This is a genomic window from Mesorhizobium sp. A623, assembly GCF_054489405.1.
On sequence record NZ_JBTMXB010000002.1, the window covers coordinates 231,222 to 245,679 of the forward strand.

General features: G+C 62.7%; 16 protein-coding genes. 5 read left to right on the forward strand and 11 right to left on the reverse strand.

What is annotated here, in order from left to right:
* Positions 1-88: 88 nt before the first annotated feature.
* On the forward strand, positions 89-529 hold the full coding sequence (locus ACX3P1_RS03355; protein ID WP_459078119.1) for a CopD family copper resistance protein: 441 nt from the start codon (positions 89-91) through the stop codon (positions 527-529).
* A 151-nt stretch (positions 530-680) separates the two neighbouring features.
* Here ACX3P1_RS03355 and ychF read toward each other — a convergent pair whose 3' ends face one another.
* From ychF to ACX3P1_RS03375, 4 genes are all read right to left on the reverse strand, one after another.
* The gene (gene ychF, locus ACX3P1_RS03360; RefSeq protein WP_459078120.1) at positions 681-1,784 is read right to left on the reverse strand and encodes a redox-regulated ATPase YchF; all 1,104 of its coding nucleotides are present in this window, start codon (positions 1,782-1,784) and stop codon (positions 681-683) included.
* 86 nt (positions 1,785-1,870) lie between these two features.
* Positions 1,871-2,614 (reverse strand): aminoacyl-tRNA hydrolase, encoded by a 744-nt coding sequence (gene pth, locus ACX3P1_RS03365; RefSeq protein ID WP_459078121.1) that lies wholly within the window; start codon positions 2,612-2,614, stop codon positions 1,871-1,873.
* A 21-nt stretch (positions 2,615-2,635) separates the two neighbouring features.
* Positions 2,636-3,295 carry a 50S ribosomal protein L25/general stress protein Ctc gene (locus tag ACX3P1_RS03370; protein WP_459078122.1) on the reverse strand — a complete coding sequence of 220 codons (660 nt, stop codon included), beginning with the start codon at positions 3,293-3,295 and terminating at the stop codon, positions 2,636-2,638.
* A 212-nt stretch (positions 3,296-3,507) separates the two neighbouring features.
* Complete coding sequence (locus ACX3P1_RS03375) at positions 3,508-4,752, reverse strand: MFS transporter (protein WP_459078123.1); 1,245 nt, start codon at positions 4,750-4,752, stop codon at positions 3,508-3,510.
* A gap of 121 nt (positions 4,753-4,873) precedes the next feature.
* Between ACX3P1_RS03375 and ACX3P1_RS03380 the strand changes: the two genes are divergently transcribed.
* Entirely contained in the window at positions 4,874-5,689 is an 816-nt protein-coding gene (locus ACX3P1_RS03380) for an AraC family transcriptional regulator (RefSeq protein ID WP_459078124.1), read from the forward strand.
* A 10-nt stretch (positions 5,690-5,699) separates the two neighbouring features.
* Here ACX3P1_RS03380 and ACX3P1_RS03385 read toward each other — a convergent pair whose 3' ends face one another.
* The 6 genes from ACX3P1_RS03385 to lgt all read right to left on the reverse strand — a co-directional run bounded on the left by ACX3P1_RS03385 (position 5,700) and on the right by lgt (position 11,391).
* Positions 5,700-6,635: a ribose-phosphate pyrophosphokinase gene (locus tag ACX3P1_RS03385; protein ID WP_459078125.1), complete on the reverse strand. Its 936-nt coding sequence runs from the start codon at positions 6,633-6,635 to the stop codon at positions 5,700-5,702.
* 123 nt (positions 6,636-6,758) lie between these two features.
* The gene (locus tag ACX3P1_RS03390; RefSeq protein ID WP_459078126.1) at positions 6,759-7,355 is read right to left on the reverse strand and encodes a hypothetical protein; all 597 of its coding nucleotides are present in this window, start codon (positions 7,353-7,355) and stop codon (positions 6,759-6,761) included.
* Between the two features lie 52 nt (positions 7,356-7,407).
* Positions 7,408-8,559, reverse strand: coding sequence for a M24 family metallopeptidase (locus tag ACX3P1_RS03395; protein WP_459078127.1), 1,152 nt, complete (start codon positions 8,557-8,559; stop codon positions 7,408-7,410).
* On the reverse strand, positions 8,559-9,353 hold the full coding sequence (gene pgeF / locus ACX3P1_RS03400) for a peptidoglycan editing factor PgeF (protein ID WP_459078128.1): 795 nt from the start codon (positions 9,351-9,353) through the stop codon (positions 8,559-8,561). The genes ACX3P1_RS03395 and pgeF overlap by 1 nt, the downstream gene beginning before the upstream one ends.
* Positions 9,354-9,457: 104 nt before the next feature.
* Entirely contained in the window at positions 9,458-10,540 is a 1,083-nt protein-coding gene (locus tag ACX3P1_RS03405) for a class I SAM-dependent methyltransferase (RefSeq protein WP_459078129.1), read from the reverse strand.
* Complete coding sequence (lgt, locus tag ACX3P1_RS03410) at positions 10,537-11,391, reverse strand: prolipoprotein diacylglyceryl transferase (protein WP_459078130.1); 855 nt, start codon at positions 11,389-11,391, stop codon at positions 10,537-10,539. Before lgt ends, ACX3P1_RS03405 begins: the two co-directional genes overlap by 4 nt.
* A 130-nt stretch (positions 11,392-11,521) precedes the next feature.
* On the opposite strand from lgt, the gene ACX3P1_RS03415 reads away from it, so the two are divergent.
* The 3 genes from ACX3P1_RS03415 (at position 11,522) to ACX3P1_RS03425 (ending at position 12,993) form a co-directional block, all read left to right on the forward strand.
* A complete protein-coding gene (locus tag ACX3P1_RS03415; protein ID WP_459078131.1) occupies positions 11,522-11,818 on the forward strand; it encodes an accessory factor UbiK family protein in 297 nt (98 codons plus the stop codon).
* Positions 11,819-12,126: 308 nt separating this feature from the next.
* Entirely contained in the window at positions 12,127-12,627 is a 501-nt protein-coding gene (locus ACX3P1_RS03420; RefSeq protein ID WP_459078132.1) for a type III secretion system chaperone family protein, read from the forward strand.
* Positions 12,628-12,633: 6 nt separating this feature from the next.
* Positions 12,634-12,993 carry a tRNA-binding protein gene (locus tag ACX3P1_RS03425; protein WP_459078133.1) on the forward strand — a complete coding sequence of 120 codons (360 nt, stop codon included), beginning with the start codon at positions 12,634-12,636 and terminating at the stop codon, positions 12,991-12,993.
* Between the two features lie 15 nt (positions 12,994-13,008).
* On the opposite strand, the gene ACX3P1_RS03430 is transcribed toward ACX3P1_RS03425, so the two are convergent.
* Entirely contained in the window at positions 13,009-14,424 is a 1,416-nt protein-coding gene (locus ACX3P1_RS03430; protein ID WP_459078134.1) for an ATP-binding protein, read from the reverse strand.
* Positions 14,425-14,458: the final 34 nt, after the last annotated feature.

Consider the following 14,458-nt stretch of genomic DNA (forward strand, 5'->3'; position numbering starts at 1 on the left):
GTTGCATCTACACTGGTTCTACATTGCGGATTCGCAAAGGGCGCTGCATCGCAGCGGTGCATGGTCATGGCTGAAAGAGTTGATCGCCATGAGCCAATTTCTCCTTGTCACCCTGCACCTGTTCGCCGCCATCATGTTTGCCGGCACCGTCTTTTTCGAGATTCTGATCCTCGAAGGTGTCCGCAAGCCGGTTGGGCGCGACGTGATGCGTACGGTGGAGACCGCGATCGGCAAGCGTGCCCGACGCCTGATGCCGTTTGTCATCCTGGCGCTCTATGGCGCCGGCATCGGCATGGCATGGCAGTACCGTGATGTTCTGGCGCATCCCTTCGACAGCAGCTTTGCAACGCTGCTCTCGATCAAGATTGCCCTGGCGCTTAGCGTGCTCGTCCACTTCATCACGGCCGTGACGCTCGGCGCGCGCGGCAAGCTCAAATCACGGCATGTCAAATTCATCCACGTAAGCGTGTTCTGCCATGTGGTGCTGATCGTCTTTCTGGCGAAGGCAATGTTCTACGTCTCTTGGTGAAGCGGCCCCGGCTTGCCTTCTCTGGCAAATCGTTCATGATGGCGTATCTGCTTCCCCTGACGCCGGATGTACGCGCAGGGTGAGGCACCGAGGCCGGCCAGCGCGCCGGCCTTACCGTTTCCGGGTCTTTCGACGATCGAACGCGAGAAAATCAGGTGTTGAACCTGAACAGCAGCACATCGCCATCCTGCACGACATATTCCTTGCCTTCGTCGCGCGCCTTGCCGGCCTCCTTTGCGGCGACTTCGCCGCCGAGCGTGGTGAAGTCGTCATAGGCGATGGTCTGGGCGCGGATGAAGCCGCGCTCGAAATCGGTGTGGATGACGCCCGCCGCCTGTGGCGCCTTGGTGCCGCGCTCGATTGTCCAGGCGCGCGTTTCCTTGGGACCGACGGTGAAATAGGTGATCAAATGGAGCAGGGCGTAGCCCTCTCGGATCAGCCTGTCGAGGCCCGGTTCTTCCAGGCCGAGATCGGCCAGGAATTCCTGCGCCTCATCGTCGGGAAGCTGCGCCACTTCGGCCTCGATGGCGGCCGAGATGATCACGGTGCCGGCGCCCTGTGCCGTCGCCATCTGCTCGACGGCGCGCGTGTGCTCGTTGCCGGTGGCGGCGTCCGCCTCCGAGACGTTGCAGACATAGAGAACGGGATGCGAGGTGAGGAGGTTCAGTTCGCGCAGGATCGCGAGGTCTTCCGGCGCGATGTCATTCAGCATGACGCGGGCCGGCTTGCCGTCGTTCAGCAGCGCCAGGGCCTGCTCCATGACCGGCAGGACGGTCAGCGCTTCCTTGTCCTTGCTGGCGGCACGCTTGCGGAACTGCACGATGCGCCGCTCGAGGCTTTCGAGATCGGACAGCATCAGTTCGGTCTCGACGGTCTCGGCGTCGGCGACCGGATCGATCTTGCCCTCGACATGGGTGATGTCGTCATCCTCGAAGCAGCGCAGCACGTGGACGATGGCGTCGACTTCGCGGATGTTGGCGAGGAACTGGTTGCCGAGGCCTTCGCCCTTGGAAGCGCCGCGCACCAGCCCGGCGATATCGACGAAGGAGATGCGGGTCGGGATGATTTCTTTCGACTTGCCGGTTTCGGCCAGCTTTTTCAGGCGCGGATCGGGCACCGCGACCTCGCCGGTGTTTGGCTCGATAGTGCAGAAAGGATAGTTGGCGGCCTGCGCCGCCGCCGTCCTGGTCAGCGCATTGAACAGCGTGGACTTGCCGACGTTGGGCAGCCCAACGATGCCGCATTTGAAACCCATGGTCTGTGGTCCTAACGGAAAGCGATAATTTGGATCAGGCTATGGGCGAAAGGGCCGACCATCGTCAACCCCTTCGACCTGCCCGGTCATTCCTTGTTGCCGAACAGTTTTTTCAGCATGGCGGCCATCGGTCCGCTTTCCGGCAGCTTGGCCGGCGGCTGCGAAGGGCGCGCCTGACGGATATGGCTTTGAGCGCCGGCGGGCTTGGCCGGTTTCGGCGCCTTCGGCGGCGGCGTGTCGTGCGTGCCGGTCGGCTGGAGCTTGTCGCGGAGCGCGAGCGTCACGCGGTTCATGTAGCTGTTGTCGTCGCCCTTGGCGAGCAGCGGGGCGTCGTCTGCGATGGCGTCGAGCAGCACCTCCAGCCATTCGCGGTCGGCCTTGGCGAAATCGCCGAGCACATGGCCCTGCACCATTTCCTTGACGCCCGGATGGCCGACGCCGATGCGCACGCGGCGGTACTCCTTGCCGATATGCTGGTCGATGGAGCGGATGCCGTTGTGCCCGCCCGCCCCGCCACCGACCTTGACGCGCAGCTTGCCGGCGGCAAGGTCGATCTCGTCATAAAAGACCGTCACAGCGGACGGGTCGAGCTTGTAGAAGCGCAGCGCCTCTCCGACCGACTGGCCGGAAAGGTTCATGAAGGTTTGCGGCTTGATGAGGATGATCTTTTCGCCGCCGAGATTGCCCTCGGCGATCAGGCCGCGGAATTTCTTCGTCCAGGGCGAAAAGGAATGGCGGCGGGCGATAGCGTCCGCCGCCATGAAGCCGGCATTGTGCCGGTTGTTGGCGTATTGCGCGCCCGGATTGCCGAGTCCTGCGAAAAGCAGCATCGTCGTCTCCGGGCGACGAGGTTATTTCGCTTCTTTTTCCGCTGCCGACTCGGCAGTGGCGGCGGCAGCGACTGCCGCATCGGCTGCTTCATCCGCTCCGGACTTCTGCGCCGACGATCCGGTAATGGTCGCGATGGTGAAGTCGCGATCCGAAATCACCGGCTTCATGTTCGCAGGCAGCTTCACGGAAGAAATGTGCAGCGATATACCGATCTCCGTCCCATCGAGGTCAACGGTGATGAAGTCGGGGATAGCGTCGGCCGGGCAATTGAACTCGACCTCGTGGCGCACCACGTTGAGCACGCCGCCGCGCTTGATGCCGGGCGACTTCTCTTCGTTGATGAAGCGGACCGGCACGTTGACGTTGACGAGGGTGTTCTTGCCGACGCGCAGGAAGTCGACATGCATCGGGAAATCCCGGACAGGATCGAGCTGGTAGTCCTTGGGCAGAACCTGAATCTTCTTGCCGTCGACATCGATCGTGGCAATCGTGGTCAGGAAGGCGCCACCGTGGATCTTGTAGTAGACGTCCTTGTAGGACAGGGCGATCGCCAGGGGAGGCTGCTTGTCGCCATAGATGACTGCTGGTACTTTACCGTCGCGACGAACTGCACGGGCGGACCCCTTACCGACCTGTTCGCGTGCTTCGGCCTTGAGCTCATAAGAAGCGGCTTGGCTCATGGCATTTCCTTTCAAGGTTATTTGGAGCGTTCTCGGGCGGCGGACCGGGGCCGGAAACGTCGAAAGCCGCCACGGTTCGGCATGACGGATCATGCACATGAAAGTTCATGCACCGGGCGACATTCCCCCGCATTGCCTCCAAGGGTGTCTATGCGGGTGGCGGTTCTATAACGGAAGGCCGGTTGCGGTGCAAGCGCGGCCTGCACGGCGTATCAGGCGGTCTTTTTCGCTTCCTTCATATTGGGCAGGAAGATCGTCAGCAGGCCGAGAAAAGGCAGGTAGGAACAGATCCGGAAGACGAAGTCGATGCCCTTCATGTCGGCCACGATGCCGAGCAGCGCCGCCGCGATGCCGCCGACGCCGAAGGCGAGACCGAAGAAGATGCCGCCAATCATGCCGACGCGGCCGGGCACCAGTTCCTGCGCGAACACCACGATGTTGGAGAAGGCGGACGACATGATGAGCCCGATCAGGATGGTCAGGATGACGGTCCATTCGAAATTCGCATAGGGCAGGGCCAGCGTGAACGGCAGCACGCCGACGATCGAAAACCAGATCATCGCCTTTTGCCCGTAGCGGTCGCCGAAGGGGCCGCCGAGCAGGATGCCCAACGCGGAAGCGCCCATGAATACGAACAGCAGGATCTGGGACATCTGCATCGAGACGCCGAACCGTTCGATGACGTAGAAGGTATAGTAACTGGTCAGGCTGGCGATATAGGCGTTCTTGGTAAGCACCAGAAGGGTCAGGACAGCCAATGCCCAGCCCACTCTGCTTCTTGAGAAGGGCGAGACGAAGGCTGCGGCCTTGCTGTTCTTCATGGCCGTGCGCAAGCGTGCGTACCAGCCGCTGACACGCCACAGGACGAGAATGCCGATCAACGATCCGACGGCGAACCAGGCGATGCTGGTCTGGCCGAAGGGAACGACGATGAAGGCGGCGAGCAGCGGCCCCGCCGCCTGGCCGGCATTGCCGCCGACCTGGAACAAGGACTGGGCGAGGCCGTGCTTGCCGCCCGACGCCAGCCGCGCGATACGCGAGGATTCGGGGTGGAACACGGCCGAGCCGATGCCGATGAATGAAGCGCCGACCAAAAGCAGCCAATAGTGCCCGGCATAGGCAAGAACGACCAGGCCGATCAGCGACGAGGCCATGCCGTAGGGCAACGAATAGGGCATCGGCTTCTTGTCGGTCACGATGCCGACCACCGGCTGCAGCATCGACGCCGTCATCTGGAAGGTGAAGGTCAACAGGCCGATCTGCCAGAAGTCGAGGCCGTAATTGTCTTTCAGCAGCGGATAGATGGCCGACAGCAGCGACTGCATGATGTCGTTGATGCCGTGACAAAGGCTCACCGCCAGAATGACGGACAGCGCCGTCACCCGTGCCGGGGCGTGGCTGCTTGGTGTGGCGGTGGCGTCGGTCAAGGCAAACTCCCGATCATGGCAATGAGGCATGATGCAGCGCGCTTATAATCCTGTTGAGTGACGACTTCTTTCGTGGTTTGGTCCAATAGTTTCGCGTGTGGGCCATCCGATATGCTACTTTGCGACCATGAAGCACTCTAAGCTGAATTCCATGCCGGACATCGCCGCCGCCGATCTGGAGCGATGGCATCGCGAGAGGCTGGAATGGCTCGAGCGGATTCGCGGCCCCATCGTGGCCCTGCCGACCGAATATCCGAACGGCTACCATGTACCCGAGCATCGCCACAGCCGCGGCCAGCTTCTCTATGCGCCGACGGGCGTTGTCCTGGTGCAGACGCGGATTGGCCGCTGGATGGTGCCTCCCGACCATGCGATGTGGATTCCGGCGGGCATAACGCATTCGGTCGATATGCTCGGAGCCATCAGCATGCGTTCCATCTATGTGGCTCCCGGCGCCGTTGACGGCCTGCCGCCCATGGTGCGCGTGGTGGGCGTAACCGACCTGATGCGCAGCCTCATTGCGGAGGCTGTGCTGCTGCCTGTCGATCAGCCGCTGGAAGGCCGGGCCGGCTTGCTGATGAGCCTCTTGCTGCATGAAATCCCGAACCTGCCGGAAATGCCGCTGGGCCTGCCATTTCCCACGGATGCCAGGCTGGTTTCGCTGTGCCGGCGCTTCATCGCGGCCCCGTCGCCGCATGCGACCATCGACGAATGGGCGGACATGGCTGGCATGAGCCGCCGGTCGTTTACGCGGCTGTTCCATCGCCAGACGGGTTTGTCGCTGTCGACCTGGCGTCAGCAGGCGTGCCTGTTCGCGGCGCTGCCGCGGCTGGCGGCCGGCGAACCGATCACCCGCGTGGCGTTCGATCTCGGCTATGACAGCGTGCCGGCCTTCACCACGATGTTCAAGCGCATGCTGGGCACATCGCCGCGCAGCTATCTGCGCGGAGCGCGCGATGCGGCCTGACCGAAACGGTTCAATCGAACAGGCTGGAGACGGATTCTTCGGTTGCCGTGCGTGAAATCGCTTCGCCGAGGAGGTCGGAGATGGACACGACGCGGATATTGGCGGCGTCGAGCACGGCCTGGCTCGGCCGAATGGAATCGGTGATGACCAGTTCCTGCAATCTGGAGCCGGCGATGCGGGCGACCGCGCCGCCCGAAAGCACGCCATGGGTGATATAAGCGGTAACGCTCGAGGCGCCCTTTTCCAGCAGCGCGTCGGCGGCGTTGCACAGCGTGCCGCCCGAATCGACGATGTCGTCGAACAGCAGGCAATCCTTGCCGTCGACCGCGCCGATGACGTTCATGACTTCCGATTCGCCCGGCCGTTCGCGCCGCTTGTCGACGATGGCAAGCTGGCCGTCGATGCGCTTGGCCAGCGCGCGGGCGCGAACCACGCCGCCAACGTCGGGCGACACCACCATGACGTTGTGGATCTGCTTGTATTTCGCCTTCACGTCGCGAGCCATGACCGGCACGGAAAACAGATTGTCGGTCGGGATATCGAAGAAGCCCTGGATCTGCCCGGCATGCAGGTCGAGCGTCATGACGCGGTTGGCGCCGGCGCGGGCAATCATGTTGGCGACCAGCTTGGCCGAGATGGGCGTGCGGCCGGAAGCGCGGCGGTCCTGCCTGGCATAGCCGAAATAGGGAATCACCGCCGTGATGCGCCTTGCCGAGGAGCGCATGAAGGCATCGATCATGATGAGCATTTCCATCAGGTGATCGTTGGTCGGGAAAGACGTCGACTGGAGGATGAAGACATCCTCGCCGCGCACGTTTTCCTGGATTTCCACGAAGATTTCCTCGTCAGCGAAACGCCGGACACTGGCCTTGCCGAGAGGAATGTTGAGATAGCGGGCGACTGCTTCGGCCAGCACTCTGTTGGAATTGCCCGCGAAGAGTTTCATTCGTCGTTCCTGGAAGGGATTTTATCGGGCTTTTAGTCGCCTTGTCCGGTATTGCAAGGGTTGAGAGCCGGATTCAGCCGGCTATCTCAAAAAAACCGTTATCCCAAGGGGATTCGCGGTGGATTAGTTGGAAGACGTCTCCTGACCGGCACGGCTGGAGATCCACGCGGCAAGCTGCTCGACCGTCGAGTCGGCGACGGCCTGCATGGTCGCGGGCGGAACGGCCGGCCAGCCTTCGGCTCCCTTCACGGAAGGCGCCTTCTGCTGGCCATTGATGCGGTGCAGGCGGTTGCCGGCTGGATCATAGACGTCCCAGACATAGATGACAGTGGTGTCCGATCCTTCCGACACGACCGAGAAATAGCCCTTGAGCATGAGGGTTGGCGCTTGCCCTCCGGCGCTGCCGGCCAGCGTGATGCCGCGTTCGCGCGCGCGCAGGGCCAGCCTTTCCGTCAGCGGGGTGGCGGCCTCGACCGTCGCGCCGACGATGGGCGCGATCTGCAGCCGGGTCCTGGCGAGAGCGGCGGCGCTTTGCGCCGGCGAAACCGTCGAGGTGGGCGGCGGCGTGGCCGGAACCGAAAGATCGTTGCCTTGAACGGCTGACGTTGCCTGCGTCGCCGGTTTGATCGCCGACGGGTCGAGGACTTCATTGGCGCGGGTGCAGCCGCAAAGGACGGCTGCCATCAGCAACAACAGGGCTGTCGAATGTGGTCGCCTCATTGGCCGAAAACTCCCTGGCGCTGTCTTGCCCTTTCGCGAATTCCCCACGGGTTCACTGCACGATCAAGTCGAGATCATGGCGCGACAGCGGCTTCGGCTGTGTTTCCGTCGTCAGATAGGTGCGGCCGAGCGTCATTGCCGTTTCCGTTTCGGAGTCCATGATGATCATATGCGCGAAGAGCGTCATGTTCGGGGCGATCGGCTCGGGATTGCCCTGGTAGAACATCGGCATGTCCATCCAGGACGGCGTGAAGCGGGCTCCGACCGAGTAACCGCAGGCGTTCAGCCGGTGCTTGGTCAGACCGTGCGCCTCGAGCGCGCGCGCATGCGCGTCGAAAACGTCGCCGAAAGTGTTGCCGGGCGTCATTGCCTTCTCCACCGCAAGCAAAGCGGCGCGGGCGGCGTCGAACAATTCCTGATGGCGCTTGGAGACCTTGCCGGTCAAAATCGTGCGCATCATCGGGGCATGGTAGTGGTTGAAGACACCGGCCCATTCCAGTGTCAACTGGTCGTTCTTGTTGAGCTTGCGGCGGCCGGATTTGTAGCGGCAGAGCAGGGCGTCGACGCCGGAGCCGACGATGAACTCGTTGGCCGGGTAGTCGCCGCCGCCGGCAAGGATCGTGCCCTGCAACGCGGCGAGGATGGCGGCCTCGTCGCCGCCCTGTTTGATGAGCGGCAAGGCCGCGTCCAGCGCGTCGTCGGAGAGGCTCGCGGCCTTTTCCGCCTTGGCGACTTCGGCGGGGCTCTTGAACAGGCGCAGCCGGTTGACGATACCCGAAGCATCGGCGATCTGTCCGAATGTCTGCAAATGCTCATCGAGGCGACGGCCGTTGAAGGCGGTCAGCCCGTGGGTGTCGTATTCCACGCCGATCCGCTTGCCGAGCAGGTCGAGATCGTTGAGCAGGTTGCGCAGGTCGATGGCCGGATTTGCGCCGTCGCGGTCGGTCCACAGGACGATGTTCTCGATGATCGAGGTCTGGCGCGCCTGGCGCAAATCGGCCGAGCGGGTGAGCAGCACCATCGAGCCGTCCGCCTTGACCACCAGGCTTTGGAAGAAACAGAAGCCGAACGTGTCGTAGCCGGTCAGCCAGTACATGCTTTCCTGCGCAAACAGCAGCACGGCGTCGAGCTTCTTGTCGGCCATTTCGATCATCAGCCGGTCGCGCCGGGCGTCGAATTCGGAGCGCTCGAAATGCAGGGCCATTATTCTTTCTCCAAAACGATGACGGAAACCTGCCGCCCGTAATCCGGCTCGCCGCGATGTGTCCCGCGCCGATAGGAGTAAAAAAGGTCTTCCTCGGCATAGGTGCAGCGGCCAAGCCCCTGCGCCTGCACGCCCGCCTTCGCCAGACGGTCGACCGTATAGAGGTTGAGGTCGAACATCGAATGGCCGGGTTTTGCCGAGGGGGTGAAATAACGGGCGTTTTCCGCATCCGCCTCGATGAAACGGGCGACGAATTCCGGTCCGACCTCGTAGTTTTTCGGGCCGATGGAGGGGCCGAGCACGGCAACGATGCTGTCGCGCCGTGCGCCAAGGCCTTCCATGGCGGCAATGGTGTTTTCCAGCACGCCGGTGAACGCGCCCTTCCAGCCGGCATGGGCGGCGCCAATGATGCGGGCTGTTGCATCAGCAAACAACACCGGTCCGCAATCGGCGGTCGAAGCGCCGACCGCGATGCCCGGCCGGTCGGTGACGATGGCGTCGGCCTTGGGGCGCGGCCCGGCAAAGGGTTCACGCGCAACGATTACGTCGGGCGAGTGGAACTGGTGGGCGGTCAGGAAGTGGCTGGGCGCGACGCCCATCCATTCGGCCACGCGGCGTCGGTTTTCCGCCACCAGCGTTTGGTCGTCGCTGGAGCCTGTGCCGATGTTGAGGCCTTGGTAGATGCCTTCGGAGACGCCGCCAACCCGCGTGAAGTAACCGTGACGAATGCCACGGCCCTTCGCCTCGTCAAGCAGGGATGAACGGATCGGTTCCGGCTTGTTCTGATTCAGCATTGCCGCTTTGTTGTCTCCGCCGCCTGTTTCGTCAAGCGAAGTTTGGCCGGCCAGTCTGGTGGGCCCCGCGCGTGGTCGTCTGAATACCGAGCAAAACGCAATGATTATAACGGGAAGGGCGCGGTCGAGACGCCTGCCGGCAGGATTGCCAGAACCTTGAAAAGCTCACCCATGGCTTGCGGGCCGGCGAGGCGTTCGACCTCTTGCGCCAGCTTTTCGCGGCCTGCAGCGTCGGCCTTCGCCCCGAGACGGCCCGCGCGTTCAAGCAGGCCCATGCCGAGCAGGAATGCGCCTTGCGTCGTCAGGTGCGCGTCGAGCTGGTGCGTGCGTGCGATGGCGGCCAGGGCGGCGAAATCGACGTGGGAGGTCAGGTCGGCTTCGCCCGGACTGGCAAGAACGTCTTCATGCCGGTGCCGGCGCAAGGCTTGCAGCGTGTCGCCGATACCGGGGGTCAGATAACCATAGTCGATGAACAGGCCCGCGCCGCCATTGCCTTCTATGCGCTGCGTAATGGTCGTCATCAGCGCCGAGCGGGCCGGCGCAAGCTCGACGATAGCGCCTTGGCTCGCGTCGGCCGCGCCATCGGGCAGTAGCGACGGGTCGAGCGAGGCCGCACCCGCGAAGAAGGCCAGCTTTTCCTCGTCGTCGAGGCCGATCATGCGCTCGCGCCAGCCTTTCTGCGTGCGCACGAACTGTCGGATCGGAACCGCGTCGAACAATTCGTTGCCGACGATGAGGAGCGGTGTTTCCGGCAGGGATTCCACGGTTTCGTACCAGTCGGGCCTGGCTGCTGCGCCCGCCAGCGTCTTTTGTTGGATTTTGGCAAGGCGCGGGCTGGTTTCGATCATGGCGAAACTGGCGGCTTCGACGAAGCCGACATCCAGCCGCGACAGCGTGCGCAACATGTCCTTCATCAGCGTGCCGCGTCCGGGGCCGATTTCGGCGACGGTGACGGGCATCGGACGGCCGGCGGCCTGCCACGCCTGATACAGCCACACCGCCACCAGTTCGCCGAACATCTGGCTGATTTCAGGGGCTGTAATGAAATCCCCTTCGGTGCCGAACGGTTCGCGCGTGGTGTAGTAGCCATCGCGCGGATCGAACAGGCAAAGCGCCATGTATTCGCTGACGGGGATCGGTCCCAGCGCCGAAATCAGCTCGACGATACGCTGCTTGAGACGCGTCATGCCTGCCGGGGGGCTACCGCCGGCCTGGCGGTGGCCATGCACCAGATACCGAACAGCACCATCGGCAGGGAAAGCACCATGCCCATGGTCAGCCAGCCGGTGCCGAGCAGATAGCCGATCTGCTGGTCGGGCTCGCGGAAGAATTCCACGAAGATGCGCGACAGACCGTAGCCACAGATGAAGGCACCGCCGACGAAGCGCGGCGTCTTCAGCTTCAGGCGCGAATGGGTAAGGAAGCGCAGCACCAGAAACAGCACCAACCCTTCGAGCAAGGCTTCGTAGATCTGGCTGGGGTGGCGCGCAAAAGGCCCGCCATTGGGAAAGACCACCGCCCAGGGGGCATCGGAAAGCCTTCCCCAAAGCTCGGAGTTGATGAAGTTGGCCAGCCGCACCAGGCCAAGCCCGACCGGCACGCCGGCGGCGACGACGTCGAGCAGCGACCATGTGTGGATTTTTCGCGACCGCGCAAACAGCACCATGGCCAAGACGGTGCCCAAAAGACCGCCGTGGAACGACATGCCGCCCTGCCAGACCGCGAAGATGTCGAGCGGGTTGGCGATGTAGCGCGGCAGATCATAGAAAAGCACGTAGCCGGTGCGCCCGCCCAGCACCACGCCGATGGCCGCCCAGACGATGAAATCGTCAAGGTCCATGGGTTTCATCGGCAGGACGCCGTTCGCCCACAATTTCGGATTGGTGACGAGGCGCTTTGCGTACCACCATGCGAACAGGATGCCGACGATGTAGCCGACACCATACCAGTGGATCGCCAGCGGCCCGAGATGGACGATGACGGGGTCGATATTGGGAAAGGGCAGAGCCGCAAGCGGCAGGAGCAGATAGTCGCTCAACAGGGTTCTCCTGATTGCGGTCTTGTTTCGCGCCGGACCATGCGGCAGGGATTCGGCATCGTCAAGGCGAGGAGTTCTTGCAATCCATCTCGTAGGCAACTACGTCAATTCGACCAAGCGAGGTGATGCCATGTCGAACGGACCGAACCGCATTCTTGATGAATTCGCCAAGTTGATGACCGATGCTGCCGGTGCCGCGCAAGGGGTGCGGCGCGAGGTCGAGACGGCTTTTCGCGGGCAGGCGGAGCGCATTTTGAACACGATGGATGTCGTTCAGCGCGAGGAATTCGAAGCGGCGCGCGACATGGCGGCGAAGGCCCGCGAGGAAAATGCGCGGCTGAGCGCCCGCATCGATGCGCTTGAGGCACGGCTTGCAGCCGTTTCCGACGCCCCGGCGGCCTCGCCGAAGCGTCCCGCCAAAAAATAAACGTTAAACTTTTCCACAAAGCCAGACCTTGAAAAAGCGCTTTGCCGTGAATCCCTTACCGGCATTGCATGAATCTGCGTGACAGCGACTTTCCACATGCGAATGACGCGGTGTGAAAAAATAGGCTGGTCACGCGACTCCCGATCAATAGACTGAATTTGTTGCATGATTCGGAAACGAGTCAGGCAGCGGGCGATGGGGCCGGGGTTTTGTGTCGAGCGATCCTGATCGTCTGGGTTCAAGACAAGATTTGTTCGTGTGCGTTGCGCGGAGCGCGCGGTGACGTTCAAGAACGACAGGAAGCATTCATGGAACTTCTCGAACTCGAAGTCTCGCGCGACATCCATCCGGTCGACGTGATCGAGCAGGTGGCGCACAACAACGACTGGTCGTTCGAGCGCGCCGGTGACGACGAGATTTCCATATCGGTTGTCGGAAGCTGGGCCGAATATCAGGTTTCCTTTTCATGGATGGAGGATTTCGAGGCGCTGCACCTGGCCTGCGCCTTCGACATCAAGGTTCCCGAGAGCCGCGCGCTGGAAGTGATGCGGCTATTGTCGCTGATCAACGAGCAGATGCTGTTTGGCCATTTCGACCTGTGGGAGCAGGAAGGCGCGATCATGTTCCGGCAGTCGCTGCTGCTTGCCGGCGGCGTCGAGCCGTCGAGCCAGCAGGTCGAGGTGCTGCTGTCGTCGGCGCTGGAAGCCTGCGAGTGCTATTTCCAGGCGTTCCAGTTCGTCGTCTGGTCGGGAACGTCCGCCAAGGATGCGCTGGCCGGCGTTCTGTTCGAAACACTCGGCAATGCCTGAAACACGATGAGTTCGAACAGCGCCCGCAAGCCCGAGATCGGTTTTTCGGATTTCGACAAGGTCGATATCCGCGCCGGCACGATCGTGGAAGCCGAACCGTTTCCCGAAGCCCGCAAGCCGGCGATCAAGCTGAAGATCGATTTCGGCCCGGTTATCGGGGTGAAGAAGTCGTCGGCGCAGATCACCAAATATTATGCGCCCGAGACGCTGGTCGGCAGACAAGTGTTTGCCGTGGTGAATTTCCCCCCGCGCCAGATCGGGCCGTTCATGTCGGAAGTGCTGACGCTGGGCTTTCCCGATGATGAGGGGGCCGTCGTGCTCGGCGCCATCGAGCGTAAAGTGCCGGACGGCGGCCGGCTGTTCTAAGTTTCCCTATTATTGTCAGGCCGGTATCTTGATTACGGCGCGCAGGCCGCCGAGCGGGCTTTCGTCCAGGGTCACGTCGCCGCCATGGCTGCGGGCGATGTCGCGGGCAATGGCCAGGCCAAGCCCGGTGCCGCTGGCATCGAGGTTTCGGGCCTCATCCAGCCGCACGAACGGCTTGAACACTTCCTCGCGCTTACCCAGCGGAATGCCGGGACCGTCGTCGTCGATGGTGATGGTCAGCATGCCGCGCCGATGGACCGCGTAAATCTCGACTGCCTTGGCATAGCGGAAGGCGTTGCCCACGACATTGGACAAAAGGCGCGCGAAAGCGTTTGGCCGCACCTGCACGTCGCTGTTGCCCTCCATCTTCGTTGAAAGCTTGCGGCGGCGAAAGGCTGCTTCTTCGGCCAGTTTCTGGAAACAGGCGTTGAGATCGAAATGCCCGGTGTCTTCGGCAGCTTCGCCGCGCGCGAACGCCAGATAGCCGTCCAGCATCGACTGCATGTCGTCGATATCCTGGTTCAGCGCCTCAATGTCGGCCTTCCTGCCGCCGGCCAGCGCCAGTTGAAGCTTGAAACGGGTGAGAATGGTTCTCAAATCGTGGCTTACGCCGGTCAGCATGGCCGTGCGCTGCTCGATCTGCCGCTCGATGCGCTCGCGCATCTGGATGAAGGCAAAGCCGGCCCGGCGTACCTCCTCGGCGCCGCGCGGCCGGAAATCGCGCGGCATCGGCTGCCCCTTGCCGAAACTTTCGGCGGCGGCGGCCAACGTCAGGATCGGCCTGATCTGGTTGCGCAGGAAGGGAATGGCGATCATCAGCAGCACGACGGAGGTGCCGACCATCCACAGCAGGAAGACCTGCATGTTCGAGGCATAGGCCTGGCTGCGGCGCACGAAGACGCGCAGCACCTTGTTTTCCAGTTGGACGCGGACTTCGATGATGTTGGAGTTGCCGACGGTGTCGATCCAGAAGGGCCGGTTGATCTGGCGGGTTATTTCCGACGACAGCGGCTCGTCCAGGATGGAAAAGAACGGTTTTGGCCCGGGCGGCGGCAGCGGGTCCGGCGGCAGGAGATCGACTTTCAACTGCATCCGGTCCTGCGCGATGCGGATGATGTTGGCATAGTCGAGGTCGTGCGGATAGGTCTCGACCAGGTCGACGATGGCGGCGATGTCACGCACGACCGATTGCGACAAAAGCAGCGTCACGGTCTGCCAGTTGCGCTCCATGAAGACGAAGGCGACGACCGATTGCAGCAGGAACATCGGCGCGATGACGATGATCAGCGAGCGGGCATAGAGCCGCTTGGGCATGTAGAGCGAGACAAGCCGCCAGAAGCGGTGCCAGCCGCGGCGGAACGGTCTTGGAAGCCGTCGGTGATGCGTGGGCGGCGTGCTGTTTCCCGGCCGCTCCAACTCACTGGTCGCCATGGGCTACGACTCGCCTTCGGCCATCGGGGAAAGG

Excerpts from the sequence above, each read along its gene's own strand:
- ACX3P1_RS03375 (WP_459078123.1), bottom strand. The coding sequence starts at position 4,752 with ATGCCTCATTGCCATGATCGGGAGTTTGCCTTGACCGACGCCACCGCC.
- ACX3P1_RS03420 (WP_459078132.1), top strand. The coding sequence starts at position 12,127 with ATGGAACTTCTCGAACTCGAAGTCTCGCGCGACATCCATCCGGTCGAC.
- ychF (WP_459078120.1), bottom strand. The coding sequence starts at position 1,784 with ATGGGTTTCAAATGCGGCATCGTTGGGCTGCCCAACGTCGGCAAGTCC.
- ACX3P1_RS03415 (WP_459078131.1), top strand. The coding sequence starts at position 11,522 with ATGTCGAACGGACCGAACCGCATTCTTGATGAATTCGCCAAGTTGATG.
- ACX3P1_RS03385 (WP_459078125.1), bottom strand. The coding sequence starts at position 6,635 with ATGAAACTCTTCGCGGGCAATTCCAACAGAGTGCTGGCCGAAGCAGTC.
- ACX3P1_RS03380 (WP_459078124.1), top strand. The coding sequence starts at position 4,874 with ATGCCGGACATCGCCGCCGCCGATCTGGAGCGATGGCATCGCGAGAGG.
- pgeF (WP_459078128.1), bottom strand. The coding sequence starts at position 9,353 with ATGCTGAATCAGAACAAGCCGGAACCGATCCGTTCATCCCTGCTTGAC.
- ACX3P1_RS03405 (WP_459078129.1), bottom strand. The coding sequence starts at position 10,540 with ATGACGCGTCTCAAGCAGCGTATCGTCGAGCTGATTTCGGCGCTGGGA.
- ACX3P1_RS03430 (WP_459078134.1), bottom strand. The coding sequence starts at position 14,424 with ATGGCGACCAGTGAGTTGGAGCGGCCGGGAAACAGCACGCCGCCCACG.
- pth (WP_459078121.1), bottom strand. The coding sequence starts at position 2,614 with ATGCTGCTTTTCGCAGGACTCGGCAATCCGGGCGCGCAATACGCCAAC.
- ACX3P1_RS03390 (WP_459078126.1), bottom strand. The coding sequence starts at position 7,355 with ATGAGGCGACCACATTCGACAGCCCTGTTGTTGCTGATGGCAGCCGTC.
- ACX3P1_RS03355 (WP_459078119.1), top strand. The coding sequence starts at position 89 with ATGAGCCAATTTCTCCTTGTCACCCTGCACCTGTTCGCCGCCATCATG.
- ACX3P1_RS03395 (WP_459078127.1), bottom strand. The coding sequence starts at position 8,559 with ATGGCCCTGCATTTCGAGCGCTCCGAATTCGACGCCCGGCGCGACCGG.
- ACX3P1_RS03425 (WP_459078133.1), top strand. The coding sequence starts at position 12,634 with ATGAGTTCGAACAGCGCCCGCAAGCCCGAGATCGGTTTTTCGGATTTC.
- ACX3P1_RS03370 (WP_459078122.1), bottom strand. The coding sequence starts at position 3,295 with ATGAGCCAAGCCGCTTCTTATGAGCTCAAGGCCGAAGCACGCGAACAG.